Below are 22,045 nucleotides of genomic sequence, written 5' to 3' on the forward strand. Positions count from 1 at the left end.
TCCTCCCAGGCGCAGGGTCCGTTCTTTAACGGTTCTTCGCTGCGCCGATATGTCGACAGTTTTGACGCTTCGAACTGATCATGGATCGGTTTTTGGCGTCAAGGGAGAATGTTCTGCCGACAGAATTGAGCTTGGGATCAATTGCTGAGGCGGATGTAGGGGATGTCCTTGGCCGCTATTTCGTCGAGGCTTTCTTCGTAACCGGCATCGGCATAGCGCATGACGCCGAGGGCGGTGTCGTTGGTGAGGGCGCGGTCGAGGCGTTCGTCGGCTTCGGGCGTGCCATCGGCAATGACAGTGACGCCGGCCGAGGTCATGTAGCCGGCATAGCCGCCGCCGCCGGAGTGGACGACGACGAGATCGGCCATGGACGAGCAAAGCAGCATGGCGTCGAGGAGGGGCCAATCGGCGATGGCGTCGGAGCCGTCCTTCATGCGCTCGGTCATGATATTGGGATGGGCCATGGCGCCGGCATCGAGGTGATCGCGGCTAAAGGCGACGGGGCCCTTGAGTTCGCCCGTGGCCACCATGGTGTTGACGGCGCGGGCGAGGGCGGTGCGTTCGCCATGGCCGAGCCAGGCGATGCGCGCGGGGAGGCCTTCGAAGGGGACGTATTGGCTGGCGAGGCTGATCCAGTTGGTGACGATCCGGTTCTCCGGAAACATGTCGAGGAGTTTTCGGTCGATTCTGTGAATGTCCTCGGGGTCGCCGGAGAGCGCCATCCAGCGGAAGGGGCCGATGGCGCGGGCAAAGAGCGGGCGCAGATAGGCTTCGGTGAATATCGGAATATCGAAGGCGTTGTCGACGCCGCCGGCCTGAGCATGGGTGCGAATGAGGTTGCCATTGTCAAAGACTTCGGCGCCAGCGGCCTTGAAGCCGAGCATGGCTTCGACATGATCGACGATGGAGGCGCGGCTTGCGGCCATGAGCTGGCCCTGGCCGTCGGTGCGGAGGCGCCGGACCTCTTCGAGGCTCATGCCCTTGGGGACATAGCCATAGACGAGATCGTGGGCGGCGGTCTGGTCGGTGACGATATCGGGGATGATGCCGCGGCGAAGGATTTCGGGATAGATTTCGGCGGCATTGCCGACGAGGCCGACGGAAAGCGCGCGCTTTTCGCTTGTGGCGGTTTCGGTGAGCGCGAGGGCGGTGTCGAGATCGGGGGCGATCTCTTGGAGATAGCCGATGGCCTGGCGCTTGCGAGCGCGCTCGGGATCGACATCGACGCAGAGGATGGCGGCACCGGCCATGCGCCCGGCAAGGGGCTGGGCGCCACCCATACCGCCAAGGCCGGCGGTCAAGACGAATCGACCAGCGAGGGTGCCGCCGAAGCGGTTCTCGGCGATGCGCATGAAGATTTCATAGGTGCCCTGAATGACGCCCTGGCTGCCAATATATTGCCAGGCGCCAGCGGTGAGGCCGCCCCAGCAGATGAGGCCTTTTTTCTCTAGCTCGTAGAAGACTTCGGCGCGGGCCCATTGGCCGACGAGATTGCAATTGGCCATGATGACCAAGGGCGCCTTGGCTTGGGTTTTGAGAAGGCCGATAGGTTTGCCGGATTGGATGAGGAGGGTCTGGTCCTCGTCCATGCGGAGAAGGGTTTCGACGATGGCCTTGTGGCTCGCCCAATTGCGTGCGGCCTTGCCGAGCGAGGCATAGACGATCAGCTCATCGGGGTTTTCGCCGACGGCAAGGACGTTTTCGAGCAAGCGCAGCAAGGCTTCCTGGCGCCACCCCTTGGCCCGCAACTCCGGACCGCCGGGAATGGGAAAATTGGGATGGCGGGGATTGGGGCTGGGCATGGAAGAACCTTAGGCGTTGGCGCCGTCGAGGGCATAGCGGGCAATTTCGATGCCCATCTGCTTTTCGACATATGGGTAGACGGTTGGATCGAGCACCGAGGCGCTGAGCGGGATTTTGGATTTCGGTACGTGCAGCACGAAAATCTGCATGCCTTCGCGCAACTGGCCGACGCTGAGGGGTTCGCCCTCGGCGGAGAGGGTGGTGATGACATCGGGGAAGGTGGCGGTGCGGGCGCCATCGCGGCCATCGACGGCCATATATTCGTTCATGACGTGGAGGACGTCGCCGCTCGACAGGGTAACGGCGCCGATGTCGAAGGCGTCCTTGGTGTAGAGCACCGCTTTTTTGAGGATCGTGCCCTCGCAGAGCACGGTGCCATTGGTGGTCTTGGCGATGGTGTCGATGATGGCGGTGCCGCCCTTGGCTTGGGCGGCAATGATGGCTTCGCCGAGTTTGAGGGCAAGGGAGATGCCGCCGAGTGCGGCGTGGCGGCGGACATAGCTGGCGCGGAGCGGATTGCGGCAGGAGGCGATGAAACCGCCGGACTGGTCGGCGGCGGTGCGGAGAATGGGCGAGATTTTCGCCGTGGCACCGCGGGTGACGAGCTCGATATAGCGGTTTTCGGCGCGATTGCCGCCGACGGCCGTCTGGATCATTTGCTCGGGCGAGCCGGCCATGCCGATCGAGCCCATGTCGCCAGTCGGGTGGGCGCGAATATCGCCGACGGCATCGACGACCTTGGTGCCGAGGACGGCGGAGGGGAGCCAGCCGTTGAGAGTGGACGACTTGCCGTTTTGACCGATCATCAGGCCGGAGAGTTTCTCGCCGAGCGCTTCCTGCAGCAGTTGGACCGCCTTGATGTAGTCGACGCCCTGCATTTCCCACGGGGTGGTGGAGGCGGGAGCGCCGATGGCCGCGGCGGTGGCGACCCAGGCGTTTTCGTCGAGTTCTTCGATGCTGACGAGTTCGGGCTTGCCGACGCTGACCGCGGCATAGCCGAGCTGGCGGCCATGATCGGCCCAGCCGCCGCCACCGGCCGCATAGACGGAGCCTCCAAGCACGGCGGCTTCGACGTCCTTTTCAGTCAATATGCGTCCCAAGCCTGATCCCCTTTATTCAATTTGCGGCCGCTTGCTTTTGGCCTGTGCGGGCGGTGAGCCAGCGTTCAAGCCCGGCGAGGGCATCATAGATCAATACGGCGAGGATGCCGACGATCAAACCGCCCTGGAGGACGAAGGCCGTGTTGCCCGATTGCAGGCCGGCTATGATGACTTCACCGAGGGTGCGCGCGGCGACGGTCGAGCCGATGGTGGCGGTCGCGAGGGCGATGACCGTCGAGAGGCGAATGCCGGCGAGAATGACGGGAAGGGCGAGGGGGAGTTCGACGCGCATCAGGCGCTGTCGGCCGGTCATGCCGACGCCGCGGGCGGCTTCGATGACGTTGGGCGGGAGGGTGGTGAGGCCGGTCAGCGTGTTTTCGAAGATCGGCAGGAGACCATAGAGGAAGAGCGCGATCAGGGTTGGCGCGGTGCCGAAGCCGAGAATGGGGACGGCAAGCGCGAGGACGGCGACGGGCGGAAACGTCTGGCCCACATTGGCGATGGTGCGCGAGACGGGCAGGAATTCGGCGCCGAAAGGGCGGGTGACGAGAATGGCGAGGCCGACGGCGACCACGGTCGAAAGCGCGATGGCGATGGCGACAATGGTCAGGTGGCTGATGGTGATATCGAGCAGATTGCCTTGATTGTAGATGGCCGGCTGGGTGGGGCGGGCGAACAGGGCGAAGAAGCCCTGGAAGAGGTCGGGCTGGATGAGCAACGCGACCAGCACCAAGAAGACCGCGAGCCTGATGAGGAGGCCGATTTTCATTGCGGACGCGCCGCCATACGCGCGCAGGCGGCGAGGGTGATTATGCCAATGGCTTGGCCGTCGCGGGTGACGGGCGCGGCAGTGCGGCCCGACCAGAGGAGGTCGCTATAGGCATCGCGGAGGCTGGCGTCGGCCGCGATGGGGCTGCCGGTGGCGGTGCCGGTTTCGACATGGTCGCCAACGCGGGTCAGCGAGAGGAGGCGGAAGGGCCGGTCCGAGGTGCCGATGAGGTCGGCGACGAAGGGCGTTGCCGGATTGACGATGATTTCGGCGGGTTCGGCATATTGGAGGAGCTTGCCCTTATCCATGACGGCGATGCGGTCGCCCAAGTGGATGGCTTCCTCCATGTCGTGGGTGACCAGCACGATGGTGGTGCCAAGCTTGCGCTGGATGGCGAGGAGATCTTCCTGGGCCTTGGCGCGGATGAGCGGATCGAGGGCGCCGAAGGGTTCGTCCATGAGAAGGATATTGGGGCCGGCGGCGAGGGCGCGGGCGACGCCGATGCGCTGCTGCTGGCCGCCCGAGAGCTCGTGGGGCATCCGATTGCGGAACTGGGCGGGGTCGAGCTGGAATAGCCCCAGCAGCTCATCGACGCGGGCTTCGATCTTCGATTTTTCCCAGCCAAGCAGCTTTGGGACGGTGGCGATGTTTTGGGCGACGGTCCAATGGGGGAAGAGGCCGTGGCCCTGGATGGCGTAGCCGATGCGGCGGCGGAGCTCATGGGCGGGGACGTCGCGGATATCTTCACCGTCGATGCGGATGGTGCCGGCAGTGGGCTCGACGAGGCGATTGATCATGCGCATCAGCGTCGTCTTGCCCGAGCCCGAGGTGCCGACGATGACGCTCATGGTGCGGGGCGGAATGGTCAGGCTGATGTGGTCGACGACCGTGGTGCCATTATAGGATTTGACGATGTCCTCGATTTCGATCATGCGCCGCGTCCCTTGATACTGATCTGTTCGACGATGGCGTCGAGAATGACTGCGGCGGCGAAGGCGAGGCCGACGGTGGGCACGGCGCCGAGGAGCACGAGGTCCATCGCCGTCTGGCCGATGCCTTGGAAAACGAAAACGCCGAAGCCGCCGCCGCCGATAAGCGCGGCGATGGTGGCGAGGCCGATATTCTGGACGAGCACGATGCGGATGCCGGTGAGAATGACCGGCAGGGCCAGCGGCAGCTCGATATTGAGGAGGCGCTGGCGATCGGTCATGCCCATGCCGCGCGCGGCATCGACTACTTGGCCATTGACGCCGAGGAGGCCAACGACGGTGTTGGATACGATGGGCAGGAGCGAATAGGCAAAGAGCGCGATGAGGGCCGGGGCGATGCCGATGCCGGAAATGCCGATATTGCTGGCGCCGGGGATGTTTGCGGCGACCCACGCGAGGGGGGCGATGAGGAGGCCGAAGAGCGCGATCGAAGGAATGGTCTGGACGATGTTGAGCGTGTTGAGCACGGCAGCGCGCAGCGGTTTGACGCGATAGCAGAGAATGCCGAGGGGGATACCGGCGAGGGTGGCTATAGTGACGGAACCGAAGGCGAGGACGAGGTGGGTGCGCGCTTCCTGCCAGAACGCGGGCGCGCGGCTGGCATATTCCTTGAGAAGCGAGAGATTGCTCCAGAGGCCACTCCAGAGGATCAGGCCGATGGCGCCGAGTACGATGGCAAGCAGTGCGACGCGCCAGACGGGGCGGAGGCGGAGGCGTGTCAGAGCGTCGGTGACCATCAGCGAGAAGGCGAGGAGCAGCAGCCAGAAGCCGGCGCCAGGGGCGACGCGGGCATAGTTGTTGTCAGCGGGCGTCAGATGGCTGGCGGCGGCGCCGATGGCAAAGGCGAGAACGGCGAGGGCGAGGAAGCCGGCGGCCAGTTTGACGATGGGGCGGAAGCGGACAAGCGCTGTCGCGAGTGCGGCGCCGATCGCGGCGATCAGGAGGATGGACCAGCCGTCGTCCAGCGAGCCGACGATGCCGATGCCTTCGCCAGGGACAATGCGGTTGGCGCGAAAGAGGGCGAAAGGCAGGGCGAGACCGGCAAGACCAATAATGGCGACCAGCACCCCGAGTTTATCGAGGCGATGCCAGGGCTTCTTTTCGATGTCTGCTGACGCTGCAAGACTCAAGCTGTGGGTTCCAGCTCCGGTTGTCCGACGCGTGGCCGGGCTTGAAAAGGGCGGGCTTGTGGCCCGCCCTAAGGGCTTAGCTCAGGAAGCCGTTCTTGGTGAGGTAGTCGGTTGCGACAGCAGCGGCAGGCTCGCCACCGACCTGAACGCGGCCGTTGAGGTCCTGCAGGACTTCGAGGGTCAGGCCTTCGAAGACGGGCTTCAGCAGTTCGGTGATCTGCGGATATTCCTTGAGGACTTCATCGCGGATGATCGGGGCGGGCTGGTAAACCGGCTGCACGCCCTTGTCGTCTTCAAGAACTTTCAGGCCCGAGGGAGCGATGCCGCCATCGGTGCCATAGACCATGGCGGCGTTGACGCCATTGGTCTGCTGGGCGGCAGCGGCGATGGTGGCTGCGGTGTCGCCACCCGAGAGAACGACGAGCTGATCAGGGGTCAGGGTGAAGCCATAGACTTCCTGGAACTTTGGCAGCGCGGCCGGGGAATTCACAAATTCCGAAGATGCGGCCAGCTTGACTTCGCCACCGCCGGCAACCCAGGCGCCGAATTCGGTGAAGGTCGTCAGATTGTTGGTTTCGGCGACATCGTTGCGGATGGCGACGGCCCAGGTGTTGTTGGCGGGCGAGGGCGTCAGCCAGACGATCTTGTTGGCTTCAAGATCGAGCTTTGCAGCTTCGTTGTATGCGCTTTCGGCATTGTTCCAGAGCGGATCATCGGCCTTATCGAAGAAGAAGGCGGCATTGCCGGTATATTCGGGATAGATGTCGATTTCGCCAGCGATGATGGCTTCGCGCACGATCGGGGTGGCGCCGAGCTGGATGCGGTCTTCAACCTGGATGTTGTTGTTCTCAAGCACCTGCTTGATGATGTTGCCGAGAACGCCGCCCTCGGTGTCGATCTTGGACGAGACCACGACCTGAGCCTGGGCAGTGCCGGCCAGCACGACGAATGCGGATGCTGCAGTCAGCAGCTTGGCGGTGAGGCGCATATGTATCTCCGTTAGGGACCGGACGCTCCGGTTGTTTCTTAGCCTAGCGAGTTGCCCGGGGTAGGCGAGGCTTGGGTTTCTACAGACCCTCCCCCAACGCGAAAAACTCATCCACCTCTTCAATGGTCGAGTGAGAAATCAGTTCGCCAAGAAAATCTTCCGAGCCCAAAGATTCTTCAAGGTCTTCGACTTCCGAGGAAAGCGGGCGATCGACTGTGTAGGTTTTCGAGCAGTTTCGGACCCGCGCATAGACCATTCCGGGCACGTTGCCAGGCTGGTCGCCGGAAATGTCCATGGCTTGGGCGGCGAGCATGGCTTCGAGAGCGGCAAGGCGCTGCAGCGCCAGGATTTGCCGCTCGAAACGCTCGACGACAAGGGGCAGGAAGGCGGCTTCGTCTTCCATGCCGTCGGCAACGACCATGGAATTGGCCGAGATGGGCGCAGTCATCGAGAGGACGCGGGCAAAGAGTTCGCCGGCAAGCTTGATGGCGGGGCCGAAGCCGGTGGCGACATGGCCGGGAAAGACGAGATTGACCGGCAGATCGCGGCGGCCGCCATTGCCGAGGAGGACGCAGCGATTGAACGAATTGCGCGCGACATGGGCAAGGCCAAGCTGGGCGGCCTGGATGAAGAGGGTGACATCAAGCGGCAGGGAGCCGCCGGAAGTGAGCACCTGGCCATTGGCGACGACGGGATTGTCATCGGTGCGGCCGGTGGCGGCAAGGAGGGTGCGGCCGGCGACGCGGAGGGCTTCGAAGCCGGTGCCGAAAACCTGGCTCATCATGCGGAGGCTCAACGGGTCCTGGATCTGGGTGGCATTGGGCCAATCCCAGCCGCGGGCATTGAAATAGAGCCAGGCGCCGATGCGGCTTTCGCCTTCGGTGCCGGCATAGGCGACGGCTTTCCAGGGATCGCGCGAGGCGCCGAGTGCGCCGGCGGTGGTGATGGCGGTGGCGAGCAGCACGCGAACTGATGCGGCGGCCCGGCGCAGGGCATCAGCGGCGGCGGCATAGCCGACGGCATTGGTCGAGACCGAGGCAAGACTATCGCGGGCGGCGAGATGAACCGGGGCGAGGCCGGCTGCGGCGAGGGCATGATCGGCGGGGAGGCGCTCGCCATCGAAAAAGGCTTCGCCGGCCCCGGTCAGCACGGCGCCGATCTGGCCCATGAGACCGATATCGGCGCAGCCGATGGAGCCGGTGCGGCGGACGACGGGGACGACGTCGCGTTCGAGAAGATCGAGATAGGCCGAGACGAGGGATGGCGTGCAGCCGACCTTGCCGGTGAGCAGCATATTGGTGCGGATGGCCATGGCCATGCGGACGATGTGGCGCGAGAAGGGTTCGCCGGTGCCGAAATGGTGGGCGCGGACGAGGCCGATATTGAAGGCGTCCATCTCGTCCTGCGACCAGGCGATGTCCTTCATGGCGCCGACGCCTGTGGTGGCGCCATAGACGGGTTGGCCGGCCGCTATAGCGTTTTCAATGGCTTGGCGCGAATGGGCGACGGCGGCCAACGCATCTGGATCGGGCACGAGCGGGGCGCGGTGCTGGGCGATGCGCGCCAGATCGGCAAAGCTCAGCGGGCCGCCGGAAAGGCTAAGCGGGGTGCGGTCTTGACGGTGGGTGCCGGCGGGCATGAGGCCTCTGGAACTATGGGCAGCTTTCTCAGAGATAGCCTAGCCGCATTGCCCCGCCAAGCGAACCTCAAACAGACTTGAGCATGCCGCCATCGACACGGATGAGGCTGCCGGTGACATAGGATGCTTTGTCGCTCGCGAGAAAGGCGACGACATCGGCCAGTTCCTCGGGGCGGCCATAGCGGCCGGCGGGGATTTGCGAGAGCGACTGGGCCTTTACCTCATCGACGGTCTTGCCGAGGCGCTTGGCGGCGGCGGCGTCGAGTTCATCGACGCGGTCGGTATGGATGCGGCCCTGAACGATGACATTGGCAGTGATGCCGTCAGCGGCGACTTCGGAAGCGAGGGTTTTGCTCCAGCCGACCAGCGCCTGGCGGAGAGCATTGGATATGGCGAGGCGCGGGATGGGGGCTTCGACGCCCGAGGAGGTGAGGGTAATGATGCGGCCCCATTTGCGCTCTTTCATGCTGGGCAAGAGGGACTGGCTGATGGCGATGAGCGGGGTGATCATGGTGTCGAACTGGCGCGAAAAGTCAGCAGGCGCAAGCGCTTGCGCTTCGCCAGGCGGTGGGCCGCCGGAATTGTTGACGAGGATATCGGCACCGCCATCGGCCGTGATCTTGGTGATCAGCGCCTCGATGGAGGCGGGGTCGGCCAGGTCGAGAGAGACGGCGCTAATGCTGCCGCCGAGGGTTTTGTCGACGTTGGCATCGAGCGCGGCGATGGCGTCGGTGGAGCGGGCGGCGCCGATGACGTGGGCGCCTTCATTGGCGAGGGCGAGGGCGGTGGCGGCGCCGAGGCCCTTGCTGGCGCCAAGGACGAGGGCGCGCTTTCCTTCGATTCCGAGCTTCATGCGGCAATCTCCTTGAGGCGCTTTTCTTGCCGGGCGAGGAGGCGTTCGACATCGGCGATGTCGAGTTTGCTCAATGCCGGCGCGGGTTTACGGAGAGTAGCTGACGAAATGACGCCGCGTTTGGCAAGCACATATTTGCGGCAGGCGAGGCCGATGCCCTGTTGCTGCTCGTAGCGGGCGAGCGGGAGATAGGCGTCGAAGATGTCATGAGCGCGGTCGGGATTGCCCTTGGCGTAGTTTTCGACGACGCCGACCATCATTTCGGGGAAGCAGAAACCAGTCATGGCACCATCGGCGCCGCGGCCCATTTCTTCGGGAAGGAAGAGGCCGCCATTGCCGCAAAGGATTGAAATTCTTCGGGTTTCGCCCTTGTCGCTGGAAGCGCGGAGGGTGGTGATTTTCGATAGGCCGGGCCAATCTTCATGCTTGAGCATGACGCAGGTCGGGATATCCCTAACGATGCGATCGATGACTTTTGGGGCGATGGTGACATTGGTTGTCAAGGGGTAATCCTGGAGGACCCAGGGGGTCTTGCCGAGGACGTCGCCGACCGAGGCGAAGTAGGCGTAGATCTGGTCGTCCGTCTTGAGGGTCCAGGACGGGGCGACCATGACGCCTGCGGCGCCGATTTCCATAACGGAATCAGCGAGTTCGCGCATGGGGGCGAGGCCGGGAGCGGTGACGCCGACGACGACGGGGATTTTGGCGCGGGAAATGACGCGGCGGGCGATTTCCCTGGATTCTTCAGCAGTTAGCTTGGGCGCTTCGCCCAATTGGCCGAGGATGGTGAGGCCGGTGGCGCCTTTTTCCTCATAGAAATCGACCATGCGATCGACGCTTGCCCAATCCACTTCGCCGGTGTCGGAAAAGGGTGTGACGGCAATGACATAGACGCCTTTGGCATCTTCGGTCAGAAGGGGCATGAGGCGACTCCGGTTGTTGGGCTCAGTGAGAAAAATAGAGGGTGGCGGCGTTGTTGGCAAAGACCGCGGCGTGATGTGCCGGGGGGATAGTGTCGAGGCTGAGCGCGATCAGATCGTCGTCCTCGGGGACGGTCTTGAAAAGCTCGGTATGGGGCCAATCGCTGCCCCAAAGGACGCGGTTTGGGTAGCATTCCGTTAGCGTTGAAACGGCTGAACGATAGAACTGGTTATTCGGGGCGTCACTGAGGCGATAGGGCGCGGAAATTTTCACGTAAACGCGGCCGGTTTCGAGAGCGTGGTCGAGATCGTCGAGGGCGGTGCCGGGATCGTCGAGGGCGATGAAGGCGAGGTGATCGATGACGCCGGTAATGTCATAGCGCGCTGTGAGATCAGCGACGGTCCCGATGGCTTCGGGGCCGATCTGGAACTGGGCGTGCCAGCCGAGGGCGCGAATGCGCGGGGCGAGAGTGGCGAAAGCGTCAAAGCCGATGCCGGATTTATTGCGCAGGTTGAAGCGGACGCCGCGAACGCCGAGGGCGTCAAGCCGCTGGAGTTCGGCGTCGCTGGTTTCGGGCGGAATGACGACGACGCCCCGGACGCGATCGGCGTGGCCGGTCAGCGCTGTCAGGAGGACGCGATTGTCTAGGCCGTAGACGCTTGGTTGGACGAGGACGCCGCGGGCGATGCCGAAGGTTTCGGCGAGGGCGAGCCAGTTGTCGATTGGTTCGATCCGCGGCGTGTAGCTGCGCGGGATGGCGAGCGGAGCCGCGGGGGCGAAGACGTGAAAATGGGCGTCGCAGGTGTTTTCGGGCAGGCGCAGATTGGCCGGATTGCGCAGGGGGCGCGGGGGGAGGCAGAGCGTGGCGTCGAGCACGTCAGCCATGGTCTTTGGCGGCCATCAGGAAATCGAAATCGAGACCATCGTCGGCCTGGGTGACGTGGCGATCGTAGAGTTGGGCGTAGCCGCGGGGTGGCGATGGCGGCGGCGCAGGCAGTGCAGCCATGCGGGCGGCGAGCTCGGTGGCGGAGATCAGGAGTTCGAGGCGGCGATTGGGCACGTCGAGGCGGATGCGGTCGCCGGTGCGGACCGCCGCAAGGGGGCCGCCATCGGCGGATTCGGGGGTGATGTGAAGGACGACCGTGCCGAAGGCGGTGCCGCTCATGCGTGCATCGGAAAGGCGGACCATGTCCTTGACGCCTTGGCGGGCGAGGTGGCGCGGAATGGGAATGTAGCCGGCTTCGGGCATGCCGGGAGCACCCTTGGGGCCGGCATTGCGGAGAACGAGGACATCGTCGGCGGCGATGTCGAGACTGGGATCGTCGAGGCGTTCGGTCATGTCGCGGACCGAGTCAAAGACAACGGCGCGGCCTTCGTGGACCTGCAGCTTTGGATCGGCCGCGGCGTGCTTGATGACGGCGCCGCGGGGGGCGAGATTGCCCGAGAGAACCGCGATGGCGCCGGCAGGCGAGATGGGCGCGGTGCGCGGGCGGATGATCTGGGTTTCGTAGCGCGCGGGCAGGGTGCCGATGGTGTCGCCAAGCGTGCCGCCGAAGGCGCGAGGGGCGGCGAGATCGAGCAGATCGGTCAATTCCGAGAGGAGGCGCGGGACGCCACCGGCGGCGTGGAATTCGCCCATATAGCCGGTGCCGGTTGGTTTTAGATCGACAAGGACTGGGACCTTTTGGCCGATGGCGTCGAATTCGGCCATGTCGAGCTTTTTGCCCAGGCGCCCATAAATGGCGGCGAGATGGACGACGGCATTGGTGGAGCCGCCGAGGGCTTGGAGCGTCACGAGGCCGTTGCGGAGGGCGGCAGGGGTCAGAACTTCTGCGGTGGTGAGGCCGGTTTCGGTCATGGCGACGGCGGCGCGGCCGGTTTCTTCGGCAAGGCGCATGCGCTCGGACGAGGTGGCGGATGCTGAGCCGGCCATGGGGAGGGAGAGGCCCATGGCTTCCATTAAGGCCGCCATGGTGGAGGCCGTGCCCATGACGGTGCAGGTGCCGACGGAGCTGGCGAGCTTGCCATTGATCTCGGCGACTTCGTCGGCATCGATCTGATCGGCGCGATATTGGGCCCAGATGCGGCGGCAATCGGTGCAGGCGCCGAGGCGTTCGCCGCGATGGCTGCCGGTATCCATGGGGCCCGTGGGGAGGACAATGGCCGGGACTTCGCTCGAAGCGGCGGCCATGACCTGGGCGGGGATGGTTTTATCGCAACCGCCGATCAGAATGACCGAATCCATGGGCTGGGCGCGGACCAGTTCCTCGGTTTCCATGGCCATGAGATTGCGCAGGAACATGGAAGTGGGCGAAGCAAAGCTCTCGTGGATCGACATGGTCGGGAAGACCATGGGCATGCCGCCGGCCAGCATGACGCCGCGCTTGGCCGCTTCAATCAGCTGCGGGACATTGCCGTGGCAGGGATTATAATCGGAATAGGTATTGGCGATGCCGACGATGGGGCGATCGAGCGCGTCATCGGAATAGCCCATGGCCTTGATGAAGGCCTTGCGCAGGAACAGCGAAAAATCCTGGTCGCCATAGCTGGTCAACCGTCTGCGAAGCCCGCGGGTCACGATATCCTCCCCTGCCGCGTCTTGGTGCGGCTTGTCGGGTCATTCCTACAGGCGTCAGCATTATTGTCAATAATGCGGATGGCGTTGTGTGCGGTTTTGGTTGTGCATGTTGGTTATATGCGCTTAAATTCAGGCAAATCGCTGCTGTGGCTGATTTCGCTGCGAGGCGCGAAGAAACGATAAATTATTGACAAGAGGCGATTGTGCGGATCGGATTGGTGGGGGCGGGCTGGGTCACGCAATATCATTTGCCGGCATGGACAAAACTCGGGGATGTCGAGGTGGTGGCGATCTGCGATCCCGATGAGGCGGCGCGGAATGCGCGGGCGGATGAATTTGGGATCGCGGGGCGGTACGCGTCTCTGGCCGATATGCTGCAAAGCGAGCGGCTCGATGCGCTCGATATTGCCTCGCCGCGGAAATTTCATGCCGAGCAGGTGATGTTGGGAGGAGAGCGCGGCTTACCGATGCTGTGCCAGAAGCCGCTCGGGGTCGATCTCGCGGAGGCAGAAGAAGTGGTCGCGGCGGTGTCGGGCAGGGCGCGGCTGATGGTGCACGAGAACTGGCGCTTTCGGCCCTATTATCGGCAATTGCGGGCCTGGCTCGACGAGGGGCTGATCGGCGAGGTTTTCGAGGCACGTCTCGATTTTCATTCGAGCGGGATGATTGCCGATGGCAAGGGTGAGCGGCCGGCGCTGGTGCGGCAGCCGTTCTTCCGGCGCGAACAGCGGCTGCTGGTGATGGAGGTATTGATCCATCACCTCGATAGTCTGCGGTTTTTGCTCGGGGAGTTGGCGCTGACATCGGCTCGGCTGCGGCGGAGCAATGACGAGATTATCGGCGAGGATCAGGCTGTGTTGCGGCTGGAGCGGCTGGCGGACGGAATGCCGCTCAACGTGTCGGGTAATCTCGCGGTGCATGGCGCGCCGCCGGCGCCGAGCGATCAGCTTTGGCTTTGGGGGAGCGAGGGCACGATCCATTTGGATGGGACAGTGCTGAGACTATTGGGGTCGAGCCCGCGCGAGATGCGGTTCGATGGGCCGGAGAGCTATCAGGCGGCCTATGACGGGGCCGTGGCGCATTTCGTCGATTGCATGCGAACGGGCAGGGCGTTCGAAACCAGCGCGGCCGATAATCTCGAAACGCTGCGGCTGGTGGAGGCCGCCTATGCGGCGAGCCAGTTTAAACCGGCGGGGACTCTCTGATAGAAGGGCGGGGTAACCTCCCGGGGCCGCCAGCATGACCGAGCATCACGAGACCGAACCCGAAGACGTGAAGATCGTGCGCGCGCTCGAGGAGGACATCATCTTCGGGCGCTTGGCGCCGGGCTCGCGCCTCACCGAGGACAAGCTCCTGTCGCGCTTTCCGGTGACGCGGCATTTCGTGCGGCAGGCGCTGGTGCAGCTTGAGCAGATGGGCGTCGTCGTGCGCGAGCGCAACAAGGGCGCCACGGTGCGCTCGCTGACCCCGAGCGAGGTCGAGCAAATCTATGCTGTGCGCGAACTGGTGCAACGGCAGGCGGCATTGATGATCCCGCTGCCGGCGCCGCAGGGGCTGATCGATGAGCTACAAGAGATTCACAAGGAGCATGGCGAGCATATCGAGGCGGGTTATCTGCGCGGCGTGCACGAGACCAATGACCGCTTTCACCTGACGCTGTTCGGGGCCTGCGGGAACAAATACCTCGTGCAGGCGATCGAGCTCTATATGCGCTACAGCCTGCCGGTGCGGGCGAATTCGATGGCGGATCGGGCGGCGCTCGATATTTCGCACAGCCAGCATCGGCTGATGATCGAAATGCTGGGCGGGCGGGATAATTGGGTTCTGGCGCAGTTGTGCGTGGACCATCTGCAGCCGTCGAAGAAGCGGTATATTGGGTTGGTCGAATAAGCGGGTGAGAGAAGGTCCCCTCACCCGGATCGCTAGGCAATCCGACCTCTCCCCCGAAGGGAGAGGTGTCGCTGCGCGATGTCTTCGGTGGTAGTCGCCGAAAGATCCCCCTCATCCGGCCCTTTGGGCCACCTTCTCCCCGAGAGGGAGAAGAATAAGAAGGGGGGCAAACTTGAATTGTGCAGGTGGGCTGCTGCGGCTAGCATCTTTCTCAGGTCGTAAAACGGCCGGGCGCGGGAGGCGCCTTGAGGAGGATTTGATGAAGCTTGCTTTTGTGGTGCCGGCCTTGGTGGCCGGGACTTTGGCGCTGGTGGCGCCTGTCTTGGCTCAGGGGGATTTTCCGAGCCATCCGATCAATCTCGTCGTGCCGTTTGCGGCGGGCGGATCGACGGATCTCGTCGGGCGTATCGTCGCCGAAGCCATGTCCAAGGAGCTTGGGCAGAATGTGCTGGTGGTGAACCAGGCTGGGGCTGGGGGCGTCGTTGGAGCGACGGCGGTGGTCGATGCGGCGCCGGATGGGTACACGATCCTGATGGGGACGATCGCGACGCATGCGCTGAGCGCTTCGCTTTATGCGACGCCGCCGTTTGATCCTTCGGCCGATTTCACGCCAATTTCTCTGCTGGTGACCGTGCCGAATGTGTTGCTGGTCAACCCCGATTTTCCAGCCAAGACTGTCGAGGAATTGATCGCAAAGCTCAAGGCGGAGCCGGAGCAGCATGCTTATGCCTCGTCGGGCAATGGGACCCCGCTGCATCTTTCGGGGGAATTGTTCAAATCTATGACCGGCACGGACATGGTGCACGTGCCCTATCAGGGGTCTGGGCCGGCACTGGTCGATGCGCTTTCGGGCGCGGTGCCGATCATTTTCGATAATCTGCCTTCGGCGAGCGAGCATATGAAGGCGGGGACGCTACGGCCGCTGGCGGTGACGACGCTGGAACGGAGCGCGAGCTTCCCCGACGTGCCGACGATTGATGAGGCCGGGGTGCCGGGCTATGAGACCAACACCTGGAATGCGCTGTTTGCGCCGGCCGGGACGCCACCCGAGGTGATCGAGAAGCTCAATGCGGCGGCGGTGGCGGCGGTCAATGATCCAGCGGTTAAGGCGCAGTTGGCGGAGGCTGGGGCGGTGGTCGTCGGGTCGACGGCTGAGGAACTGGCCGAGCATGTTAAGAGCGAAGTGGCGCGCTGGGCGCCGGTGATCGCCGAGGCAGGCGTTTCGATCCAGTAGGGAACGGGTTGCGGGTCGTGAACGTTTAGAGAACAAACAAGGAGTTCTCAGATGTCCACGACCAATCCCAAAATCGATCCGGGTCCGCATTCCAATCTCGAAAAAGATCCGAGCGAATGGACGACCGGCGACGATCCGATGACGGATGCGCAGGGGTCTTATTTGAAGACGCTTTCGGAGCAGGCGCATAAGCCGGAGCAGTTTGCTGATGATCTGAGCAAGGCGGAAGCCTCGGAGCGGATCGACGCGCTGCGGCAGGAATTGGGGCTGGGTTCGTAAGTACTATCTCCGCAAAATAAAGCACCCCGCCGAGGGAGGTCGGCGGGGTGCTGTCGCGACAAATCAGCAAGGGCTGATTTGCGCGGAGTTCAGTAGTCGATGCGGAGGAGAGAGACGCCCTGGCGGGGGAGAGTGGTCGTCAGGGTGACGGCGCCGTTGGAGGCTTCGGCTACAGAGGTTTCGAAGACGGCGAGTTGGCCGGAGGCTTCCAGCTTCTTGTAGTCGTCGCCGGTGACCTCCTGAGGCGAGCCCATGGCTTTCCACACGCCGAAGGAGTTGGAGTGATCCTTGTCCATGCGGTAGTGGGTCAGCTTGTGGCTGCCGGGCTTTATGCCTTTGAGTGACAGGGTGACATTGGCGGCGCCGTCTTCGACGTCGTCATCGTGGTAGTTCCAGACGAGGATCGAGACGCCGGTATCGTCGCGGGTGGCGACGGCGTTGACGTCGGGTTGCTCGCGGACGCCGTGTTCCATGATGGTCTGGATATCGAGGGCGTGGTCGGATTTGGCCTCGACCCATTCGCCTTTGAGCTTGCCGAGCATGCGGAAGCCATTCAGCACCGCCTTATCGACGCCATTGGTCGCGAGATCGCGGAAGCCGTCGTACCAGGGCTGGTCTTCGAAGAGGAAGGCCCAGGTGACAGCGCCTTCGATCTCGATGCCGGCGCGCTGGCTGAGTTCGTAGGTGCGGATCATGCTTTCGACGACATAGGCGCCGTAGAGCGGCCCGTTGCGATAGCCGTTTTGCGGATGGACGCGGGCGGAGCAGGCAGCGCAGCCTTCGGGGTCGGATTCGCCGATGACCGTGGGCAGATGGCGCAGGGTCGGGAATTCGTTGACGATGGCGAGGTTGGCCTCGATGTCGCGGAGCTGCTTGTGGAGGCCCATGCGGACATGGTCCTTCCAGATCACCGGATTGCCCTTGGCGTGGAAGGCGATGAAGTCGATGGGGGAATCGTTGTCGACGACGTGCTGCAGGAATTCGCGGAGGAATTTCTGCGCCTTGGGGTTGTTGAAAGCGCCGCAGGTGTGGGGGCCGCCGACGCGGGCGCCGGGCAGGGCGGCTTTGATGGCACGGGCGGCGACATCGTACATTTCGCAGAATTGCGGGATCGTACCCTTCCAATAGATGCCATCGGGCTCGTTCCAGACTTCCCATGGCCAGGAGAGGACTTTTTCCTCGCCATAGCGATCGGCGAGGTGCCGGGCCCAGGCGTGGATGAGGTCGCCCCACTTCTTGAGATTGTTGGGCGGATTGGCCCAGCCCGTCAGGATGGTGGCGTAGGGATCGGTCGGGGTCCAATGGTGCCGGTATTCGCCTGGATCGTCGGAGAGGGCTTCGGGCATGAAGCCGACCTGGATCAGCGGGATATTGCCGGCTTCGACATAGGCGTCGAAGATCTGGTCCATGATGGTCCAATCGTAGACCGGGTTGCCGTCGGCGTCTTCGGTATAGGCATTGGTCGAGCCCCATTTGAGGGCATATTTGCCATCGCCTGAGGTCAGAAGATTGTGCGTGCGCACGCGCGGGGGCTCGGGGCTGAGCTCGGTCAGGGCGTTGAGCAGCTTCTTGCCATTGGCGGTGTAGGTGTAATTCGGCTCGTCATAGCCGAACCAGTTCCACAATGGCCGGTAAGCACCGCGGCTTGCGCCCGCGTCCACATCGATGCGGACGTCGTAAGTCGTGGTCATTGTCTTGTCTCCACCCTTGATAGCTGCGTTTTGGGTCATTGCCCGTTTGGTGCGGTGAGCCTACTCGGGCGCGTGTCTTTGTCAATAATACAAAGGTGGATTGTCGATTAAATCCCGCACTCTGGCGATAAGTGGCGTGAAAATGCGCCGTTTTGTCGATAATCCTGTTGCCCTCGGTCAAAATATTGTCGATAAAGCTGTTGGCGCGGACTGCCGGGAGGAATTGGCGGGCGGCGTCGAGGTGAGGGAGGCGATGTGCGGCAAAGGCCTGCGCAGTCGCTGCCTGCGCAAAGCGCGGGCCACAGGAGGAACGACCATGCTCTTTCGGAAGCTGGTGGCAACCGCGCTAGCGATCGCCAAGGTGGCGATGCCAGTCGCTATAGCCGCAACGGCGGTGCCGGTAGCCGCCCAGGATTTCATCGCGGGCATTCCGCGTAATGAGGCGCTGATTATTCAGGGTCCGGCAGCGCAGAATGCCGAATGGTTCAACCTTTGGGCGCCGGGCGGCGGGGCGAGCACTAATGGCTTGCAGCAGCTGACCGCCGATACGTTCTGGTTCATCAATCCCGAAGGGGTGGGCGACGCGGCCTGGACCAATGCGCTGGCGACCGAAAAGCCGATCTATAATGACGATTTCACGCAGATGACCGTCAAACTGCGGGATGGCATCTTCTGGAGCGACGGGGTTCAGTTTTCGGCTGACGATGTCGTCTATACGGTCGAGACGCAGGTCGAACATGCCGGCATGGGCTGGAGCGCGCCGTTTACGGTCAATGTCGAGAGTGTCGAAGCGACCGATCCATTGACGGTGGTTTTCAATCTCAAGGAACCCAATTCACGGTTCCATACGCTCTTTACCGTGCGCTGGAATGCGGCCTGGATCATGCCCAAGCATGTGTTCGAAAAGGTCGAGGATCCACTGACCTATAACGCCAATCCGCCGGTGTCGCTCTCGGCCTATGTGCTCGACAGCTATGACAGCGCGGGCAATTGGGTGATCTGGAAGCTGCGGGAGGACTGGCAGCGCACCTCGATCGGCATGACGCTCGATAAGGCGCCGGACGTGAAATATGTCGTCTATCGCAATGCGGGCAATCCCGATGCGCGCGTCATCGAGCAGATGAACCACAATCTCGATGTGATCAACGACATTGCGCCCGAAGGCATGTTCACCATTGCCCGCGATGCGCGCGAAACCACCGCGTCATGGTTCCCGGGCTTCCCCTTTGCCCATCCCGATCCGACACTGCCGTCAGTGCTCTTCAACCACCAGCGCGAACCATACGCCAATAAGGACGTTCGCTGGGCGCTGGCCCTGATGATCGATATCCGCGCCGTGGCCATGGGGTCTTATCGCGGGGCAGCGAACCTGGCTGCACTGTCCGTGCCGCCGACCGGTACGGCCGTGGTCGATTATTACGAGCCGATGCAGGAATGGCTCAACGGCTATGAGCTCAATACCGGCACGCGGACCATAAAGCCTTACGACCAGACCGTGCCGCAGCAGATCGCTGCGCTCGTCAAACCGCAATGGGGCGAGGACATTCCGGACGATCCGGCCCAGCTTGCCAAGATGTTCGGCAATGGCTGGTGGAAGCAGGACGTGCAGGCGGCAGCGGAACTGCTGCAGAAAGCCGGCTTTACCAAGAACGGCAACCAGTGGATGAAGCCCGATGGCACGCCATTCACCATCAAGCTGATGGTCGAGGGCGACAATGTTCCGACGCTCGCGCGTGCCGGCACCATCATCGCCCAGCAGTGGTCGATGGAAGGGGTGCAGACGACGGTGGACGTCGCGGGGCCGACCAACGGCCAGCGTCTCGGCGGCGGTGACTTCGATGTCGCCATCTACTGGACCGTCGAGACCTGGGGCGGCCACCCGGACCTTTCGTTCTTCCTCGAAAGCTATCACTCCGATTTCGTCAAGCCAGCCGGGGAAACCCAGCCGCCGCGCAACCTGACCCGTTGGACAGATGAACGGCTCGACCAGATCATCGAAGCCAATCGCGTGATCGGGTTCGACGCCCCACAGGTCACCCAGCTCGGGATGGACTATCTCAAGCTTGCCGTCGAAGAGATGCCGTTCATTCCGCTGATGGCCTACAACAAGTTTGCGCCTTTCGACACGACCTACTGGACCGGTTATCCCAGCGCCGAGAATCCCTATTCGGCTTCGGGTCCGTTCTGGAGCAACCTGCGCTACATGGTGGTGGCCCTCGAAGCCAACCCGAACGCACCGGCTGCACAATAGGCCCTGCGGGCGGGGCATGACCCCGCCCGTTTCCTTTGATTCATAGTTCGAAACGGGCACGCAGATGGACGGCTTTGCCAAATATCTCGTCCGGCGCCTCTTCCAGTTTTTCCTCGTGATTTTCCTGGGCGTTTCGCTGGCTTTCGTCATCACCAAGCTTTCCCCGGTCGATCCGGTGGAACAATCCGTGTCGTTGATGACCAATTTCGGTGCTACCGACCCGCGGGCGGTGGAACTGATGCGCGAAGCGCTGCAGGAGCTTTATGGCCTCAAGGGCTCGATGATCGAGCAATATGTGGGGTTCTGGGGTCGCGTGGTGCAGGGCGATTTCGGACCCTCGCTTTCATCGTTCCCGACGCCGGTGATGTCGCTGATCATGAGCGCCTTGCCCTGGACCGTTGGGCTTCTGACATTGGCGCTGATCATCACCTGGACGCTCGGCAACCTGCTCGGGGCGTTGGCGGGCTACTACCGCAACAATACGCTCTTAAAACTGTCGGGCGCGGCGATCATGGCGCTCCATCCGGTGCCGGCCTATATCATCGGTCTCGTGTTACTGCTTGCCTTCGGCTTTATCTGGCCGGTGCTGCCGATCTCGGGCGGGGCGCAGATGAACCTGCAGCCGGCGTTCAGTTTCGACTATATCCGCTCGCTTATTCTGCACGGCACGCTGCCGGCGCTGACGCTGGTGCTCGTCGGGATCGGGAGTTGGTTCATTTCCATGCGGTCACTGGTCTCCAATATCGTGACCGACGACCATGTGGTCTATGCCGAGCTCGGCGGGGTGAAATCGAGCAAGATCTTTTCCCAATATGTGGCGCGCAATGCGCTGCTGCCGCAGTTGACGGGGCTGGCACTTAGCCTTGGCAATGTCTTTGGCGGCGCCGTTATCACCGAATTTCTCTTCAATTATCCCGGCGTCGGGCGGCTCCTGATCCAGGGCATTTATCGCGGCGATTATTCGCTGGTGCTCGGGGTGACGACCATGTCGATCGTGGCGGTGGCTGTCGCCGTCTTCATCATCGATCTCATCTATCCGCTCATCGATCCGCGGGTGAGGCACGGCTGACCATGTTCAAGATTCTTCGCGACTTGCTGCGCTATAACCGGGAATTCGCCATCGGCTTCGTGCTGACGCTCGGTGTTTTCCTTTTCGCTCTGGCGCACTTCTGGGCGCCAATGCCGGACAGCGCCATCTATCTCCTGCCGCCCGACATGCCGCCTTCGGCGCAATACTGGTTCGGCACGACATCGCGCGGGCAGGACGTGCTCTGGCAGATGAGCTCGGCGATCTGGAACACGATGCTGTTTGGGATCACCGTGACCATCCTCAGTCGTTTGCTCGCGGTCGCCGTGGGCATGATCTCGGGCTATCTCGGGGGCAAGTGGGACGAGGCGTTGATGACACTCAACGACACCATGATCGCGCTGCCCAATATTCCGATCCTCTTGCTCGTCTATTTCGTGATGCGGGATTCGATGAGCTGGCCGGTGCTGGCGGCGACGGCCGCGCTCCTCGGGTGGAACTACGATGCGCGGCTCATCCGCTCGGTCACGCTGAGCTTGAGGAACCGGGAATTCACGCGTCATGCGGTGTTCGCCGGGATGAGCGTGCCGCAGATCCTAATCCGCCAGCATCTGCCCTATGTCATGCCGGTGATCTTCTTTACCGCGATGAACAACCTGATCTGGGCCATCGGGCTCGAGGTGACGCTATCGGTGCTCGGTTTTTCCGACATCAACCGACCGACCATTGGGGGGATGATCTATTGGGCCAACCAGCACCAGGCGATAATCGCCGGCATCTGGTGGTGGATCGTGTTTCCGATCATCGCCATCGTGCTGCTGTTCCTCGGGCTGTTCCTGCTCGCGATATCCGTCAACGAATATATCGACCCGCGTAGTCGCTTGAGCCGGATGGGAGCGTGAC

19 protein-coding genes are annotated in these 22,045 nt (G+C 62.9%); 7 read left to right on the top strand and 12 right to left on the bottom strand.

Annotated elements, in window-relative coordinates; all coding sequences use genetic code 11:
- Positions 1–137: 137 nt before the first annotated feature.
- From ASG47_RS13910 to ASG47_RS13960, 11 genes are all read right to left on the bottom strand, one after another.
- Positions 138–1,802, bottom strand: a complete 1,665-nt coding sequence (locus tag ASG47_RS13910) for a urocanate hydratase (RefSeq protein WP_061910017.1) — start codon at positions 1,800–1,802, stop codon at positions 138–140.
- A 9-nt stretch (positions 1,803–1,811) separates the two neighbouring features.
- Positions 1,812–2,903, bottom strand: a complete 1,092-nt coding sequence (locus ASG47_RS13915; RefSeq protein WP_061910019.1) for a DUF917 domain-containing protein — start codon at positions 2,901–2,903, stop codon at positions 1,812–1,814.
- A 16-nt stretch (positions 2,904–2,919) separates the two neighbouring features.
- Positions 2,920–3,672 (bottom strand): ABC transporter permease, encoded by a 753-nt coding sequence (locus ASG47_RS13920; RefSeq protein ID WP_061910021.1) that lies wholly within the window; start codon positions 3,670–3,672, stop codon positions 2,920–2,922.
- Positions 3,669–4,604: an ABC transporter ATP-binding protein gene (locus tag ASG47_RS13925; protein ID WP_061910023.1), complete on the bottom strand. Its 936-nt coding sequence runs from the start codon at positions 4,602–4,604 to the stop codon at positions 3,669–3,671. The genes ASG47_RS13920 and ASG47_RS13925 overlap by 4 nt, the downstream gene beginning before the upstream one ends.
- A complete protein-coding gene (locus tag ASG47_RS13930) occupies positions 4,601–5,791 on the bottom strand; it encodes an ABC transporter permease (protein WP_061910025.1) in 1,191 nt (396 codons plus the stop codon). Before ASG47_RS13930 ends, ASG47_RS13925 begins: the two co-directional genes overlap by 4 nt.
- A gap of 76 nt (positions 5,792–5,867) precedes the next feature.
- A complete protein-coding gene (locus ASG47_RS13935; RefSeq protein WP_061910027.1) occupies positions 5,868–6,779 on the bottom strand; it encodes an ABC transporter substrate-binding protein in 912 nt (303 codons plus the stop codon).
- 79 nt (positions 6,780–6,858) lie between these two features.
- Entirely contained in the window at positions 6,859–8,418 is a 1,560-nt protein-coding gene (locus tag ASG47_RS13940) for an aromatic amino acid ammonia-lyase (protein WP_061910029.1), read from the bottom strand.
- Positions 8,419–8,485: 67 nt separating this feature from the next.
- Positions 8,486–9,271, bottom strand: a complete 786-nt coding sequence (locus ASG47_RS13945) for an SDR family oxidoreductase (protein WP_061910031.1) — start codon at positions 9,269–9,271, stop codon at positions 8,486–8,488.
- Positions 9,268–10,194, bottom strand: a complete 927-nt coding sequence (locus ASG47_RS13950; protein WP_061910033.1) for a dihydrodipicolinate synthase family protein — start codon at positions 10,192–10,194, stop codon at positions 9,268–9,270. Before ASG47_RS13950 ends, ASG47_RS13945 begins: the two co-directional genes overlap by 4 nt.
- 22 nt (positions 10,195–10,216) lie before the next feature.
- Complete coding sequence (locus ASG47_RS13955; protein ID WP_061910035.1) at positions 10,217–11,077, bottom strand: amidohydrolase family protein; 861 nt, start codon at positions 11,075–11,077, stop codon at positions 10,217–10,219.
- Positions 11,070–12,770, bottom strand: a complete 1,701-nt coding sequence (locus ASG47_RS13960) for a dihydroxy-acid dehydratase (RefSeq protein ID WP_061910037.1) — start codon at positions 12,768–12,770, stop codon at positions 11,070–11,072. The genes ASG47_RS13955 and ASG47_RS13960 overlap by 8 nt, the downstream gene beginning before the upstream one ends.
- Positions 12,771–12,973: 203 nt before the next feature.
- Here ASG47_RS13960 and ASG47_RS13965 point away from each other — a divergent pair, with 203 nt between their 5' ends.
- From ASG47_RS13965 to ASG47_RS13980, 4 genes are all read left to right on the top strand, one after another.
- Positions 12,974–13,975: a Gfo/Idh/MocA family protein gene (locus ASG47_RS13965; protein ID WP_244487113.1), complete on the top strand. Its 1,002-nt coding sequence runs from the start codon at positions 12,974–12,976 to the stop codon at positions 13,973–13,975.
- Positions 13,976–14,009: 34 nt separating this feature from the next.
- Positions 14,010–14,660: a GntR family transcriptional regulator gene (locus tag ASG47_RS13970; protein ID WP_061910041.1), complete on the top strand. Its 651-nt coding sequence runs from the start codon at positions 14,010–14,012 to the stop codon at positions 14,658–14,660.
- Between the two features lie 259 nt (positions 14,661–14,919).
- Positions 14,920–15,894 carry a Bug family tripartite tricarboxylate transporter substrate binding protein gene (locus ASG47_RS13975; RefSeq protein WP_061910043.1) on the top strand — a complete coding sequence of 325 codons (975 nt, stop codon included), beginning with the start codon at positions 14,920–14,922 and terminating at the stop codon, positions 15,892–15,894.
- Positions 15,895–15,945: 51 nt separating this feature from the next.
- On the top strand, positions 15,946–16,173 hold the full coding sequence (locus tag ASG47_RS13980; protein WP_061910045.1) for a DUF3072 domain-containing protein: 228 nt from the start codon (positions 15,946–15,948) through the stop codon (positions 16,171–16,173).
- Positions 16,174–16,262: 89 nt separating this feature from the next.
- Here ASG47_RS13980 and ASG47_RS13985 read toward each other — a convergent pair whose 3' ends face one another.
- Positions 16,263–17,864, bottom strand: coding sequence for a GH39 family glycosyl hydrolase (locus tag ASG47_RS13985; RefSeq protein ID WP_061910047.1), 1,602 nt, complete (start codon positions 17,862–17,864; stop codon positions 16,263–16,265).
- 316 nt (positions 17,865–18,180) lie between these two features.
- Between ASG47_RS13985 and ASG47_RS13990 the strand changes: the two genes are divergently transcribed.
- The 3 genes from ASG47_RS13990 (at position 18,181) to ASG47_RS14000 (ending at position 22,044) form a co-directional block, all read left to right on the top strand.
- Positions 18,181–20,115, top strand: a complete 1,935-nt coding sequence (locus ASG47_RS13990; RefSeq protein ID WP_061910049.1) for an ABC transporter substrate-binding protein — start codon at positions 18,181–18,183, stop codon at positions 20,113–20,115.
- A 64-nt stretch (positions 20,116–20,179) separates the two neighbouring features.
- The gene (locus tag ASG47_RS13995) at positions 20,180–21,184 is read left to right on the top strand and encodes an ABC transporter permease (protein ID WP_061910051.1); all 1,005 of its coding nucleotides are present in this window, start codon (positions 20,180–20,182) and stop codon (positions 21,182–21,184) included.
- A gap of 2 nt (positions 21,185–21,186) precedes the next feature.
- The gene (locus ASG47_RS14000; protein WP_061910053.1) at positions 21,187–22,044 is read left to right on the top strand and encodes an ABC transporter permease; all 858 of its coding nucleotides are present in this window, start codon (positions 21,187–21,189) and stop codon (positions 22,042–22,044) included.
- Position 22,045: the final 1 nt, after the last annotated feature.

It is taken from the genome of Devosia sp. Leaf420, assembly GCF_001425445.1.
In the GTDB taxonomy this organism is placed as follows: Bacteria; Pseudomonadota; Alphaproteobacteria; order Rhizobiales; family Devosiaceae; genus Devosia.